4 protein-coding genes are annotated in these 2,732 nt (G+C 71.2%); all 4 read left to right on the forward strand.

The window, feature by feature from the left end:
* On the forward strand, positions 1-1,004 hold a 1,004-nt coding region (locus IE249_RS27680; protein ID WP_229859383.1), incomplete at its 5' end, for a F0F1 ATP synthase subunit B.
* 167 nt (positions 1,005-1,171) lie between these two features.
* Complete coding sequence (locus IE249_RS27685; RefSeq protein WP_189709016.1) at positions 1,172-1,822, forward strand: YceD family protein; 651 nt, start codon at positions 1,172-1,174, stop codon at positions 1,820-1,822.
* Positions 1,823-1,824: 2 nt separating this feature from the next.
* Positions 1,825-1,998: a 50S ribosomal protein L32 gene (gene rpmF, locus IE249_RS27690; protein WP_003951102.1), complete on the forward strand. Its 174-nt coding sequence runs from the start codon at positions 1,825-1,827 to the stop codon at positions 1,996-1,998.
* 19 nt (positions 1,999-2,017) lie between these two features.
* A partial coding sequence (rnc, locus tag IE249_RS27695; protein ID WP_189709018.1) for a ribonuclease III occupies positions 2,018-2,732 on the forward strand: 715 nt, incomplete at its 3' end.

Consider the following 2,732-nt stretch of genomic DNA (forward strand, 5'->3'; position numbering starts at 1 on the left):
CGTGCGTGGTCAACCGCGCCGAGCTGCTCGCGTTGCTCGACGAGGTCCGCCAGGCGCTGCCCGGCTCCCTCGCACAGGCCCAGGAGCTGATCGGCGACCGCGAGCAGATGGTCGAGGAGGCCCGCCGCGAGGCCGAGCGGATCATCGGGGCCGCGCACGCCGAGCGCGGCTCGCTGATCTCCGACACCGAGGTCGCCCGCCGCTCCCAGGCCGAGGCCGACCGGATCCTCGCCGAGGCCCGCCAGGAGGCCGAGGAGGTCCGCGCCGAGGCCGACGACTACGTCGACTCCAAGCTCGCCAACTTCGAGGTCGTCCTCACCAAGACCCTCGGCTCTGTCGGCCGCGGCCGCGAGAAGCTGCTCGGCACCGGACCCGGCCTCGACGAGCAGGGCTACGAGGACGAGGACGCCCCCGAGCGCAGCCACGACCCGGAGACCCTGCGCCGCGACGCCGACGCCTACGTGGACGCCAAGCTCGGCGCCTTCGAGGCCGTGCTCGCCAAGACCCTGGACGCCGTCGGCCGCGGCCGCCAGAAGCTGCACGGCCGGATCGCCACCGACGACCTCGGCGCCCTCGCCGACGACACCACCACCGTCCAGCACTCCAGCGACGCCGACTACCTCGCCGACCTCGCGGCCCTCGCCGACACCCCCTCGGTCCCGGCCCAGGCCGCCCCCGCCGAGCCCCCGGCCCAGCCCGCCTACGAACCGCAGCCCGCCTACGGCTACGCCCAGCAGCCCGCGCAGCCCGACCCCTACGGCGGCTACCAGCAGGGCTACACCCAGGACCCGTACGGCTACCAGCAGGCCGACCCGTACGCGTACCAGGCCTACGACGGCCGGCAGCAGGCGTACGACCAGGCCCAGGCCCAGCAGCAGCACCAGGCGCAGCAGGGCTACGCCCAGCAGCCGCAGGCGCACGCCCTGGACGAGACCAGCCTCTTCGACACCGGCATGATCAGCGCCGAGCAGCTCAGGGCGTACGAACAGGGCCGCGGCCTGTAGCGACCGGCCCTCGGGGCGGGCCGGGCGGAGGTCGCCGGAGGCCGGATTGGGCCGAGAGCGAAAGGTCCAGTATCCTGGCTCTTCGGTCGCGAGTACGTCCGCGATCAACGCTGCCCGGGGAACACCGCCGGGAAGCGTCCCCACGAGTTCGGAAACCGAAAGCAGGAATGGCTCACAACGCCCGCCTCGACCACCGCGACCCGTTCGTGTTCGACACGCACGAGCTGGGGCGGCGTCCGGGCGCGCTGCAGCGCCTGACCCGCACGGTCCCCGCTCCCCGCGACTTCGGTCTCAAGGGAGTGATCGGAGTGCCCGAGGGCACCCCGGTCGAGCTCGAACTCCGGCTCGAGTCGGTCATGGAAGGTGTGCTCGTCACAGGCACCGCCCGTGCACAGGCCGAGGGGGAGTGCGTAAGGTGTCTGGAGCCGCTCGGCCTCGAGCTCGAAGCGGACTTCCAGGAGATGTTCTCGTACCCTGACGCCGACGACCGGGGCCGCGTGATCGCGGAACCGGGCGACGACGCCGAGGACGACGAGGACAGGCTCTTTGTCGAGGACGGTCTCATCGGCCTCGAACCCGTGCTGCGCGACGCGGTGGTGCTCGCACTGCCGATGCAGCCGGTGTGCCAGGAAGACTGCCCGGGTCTGTGCTCCGAGTGCGGAGCGCGGCTCGCGGACGACCCGGACCACCACCACGACGCCGTCGACATCCGTTGGGCGGCTTTGCAGGGACTCGCCGGCACCATGTCGGACGGCGAGAAGGACGAGATGGGCGGCGCGCTTCCATCAGCGCACGCCGACGAGAAGCAGGAGAAGTAGCCGTGGCTGTTCCGAAGCGGAAGATGTCGCGCAGCAACACGCGCCACCGCCGGTCGCAGTGGAAGGCTGCGGTCCCCACCCTGGTTGCGTGCGAGCGCTGCCACGAGCCCAAGCAGCAGCACATCGCGTGCCCGTCTTGCGGCACCTACAACAAGCGCCAGGTCCTCGAGGTCTGAGCGGCTGGTGAGAGGCACCGTGTCCACTGCCAAGAAGGCGGCTGACGCCAAGGCGGAACAGTCCGCCAGGAAGAAGTCGGACAACACGGCCTCGTCCCACACGCTTCTGGAAGGGCGGCTCGGCTACCGGCTCGAGTCCGCCCTTCTGGTGCGCGCGCTGACCCACCGTTCCTACGCGTACGAGAACGGCGGCCTGCCGACGAACGAGCGGCTGGAGTTCCTCGGTGACTCCGTCCTCGGCCTCGTCGTCACGGACACGCTGTACCGCACCCACCCCGACCTGCCCGAGGGCCAGCTGGCCAAGCTCCGGGCCGCGGTGGTCAACTCGCGCGCGCTGGCCGAAGTGGGCCGCGGACTCGACCTGGGTTCCTTCATCCGGCTGGGCCGTGGTGAAGAGGGCACGGGCGGCCGGGACAAGGCGTCCATCCTCGCCGACACCCTCGAAGCGGTGATCGGCGCGGTCTATCTCGACCAGGGCCTCGACGCGGCCTCCGAACTGGTGCACCGCCTGTTCGACCCGCTGATCGAGAAGTCCTCCAACCTCGGAGCCGGCCTGGACTGGAAGACGTCCCTCCAGGAGCTCACCGCGATCGAAGGACTCGGCGTCCCCGAGTACCTGGTCACGGAGACCGGCCCCGACCACGAGAAGACCTTCACTGCTGCCGCCCGCGTCGGAGGCGTCTCGTACGGCACCGGCACCGGCCGCAGCAAGAAGGAGGCGGAGCAGCAGGCCG

Source organism: Streptomyces anandii JCM 4720 (assembly GCF_014650655.1).
GTDB lineage: Bacteria > Actinomycetota > Actinomycetes > Streptomycetales > Streptomycetaceae > Streptomyces > Streptomyces anandii.

What these genes read in the sequence shown, in the direction of transcription:
- IE249_RS27685 (WP_189709016.1), top strand. Translation starts at nt 1,172, where the DNA reads ATGGCTCACAACGCCCGCCTCGACCACCGCGACCCGTTCGTGTTCGAC.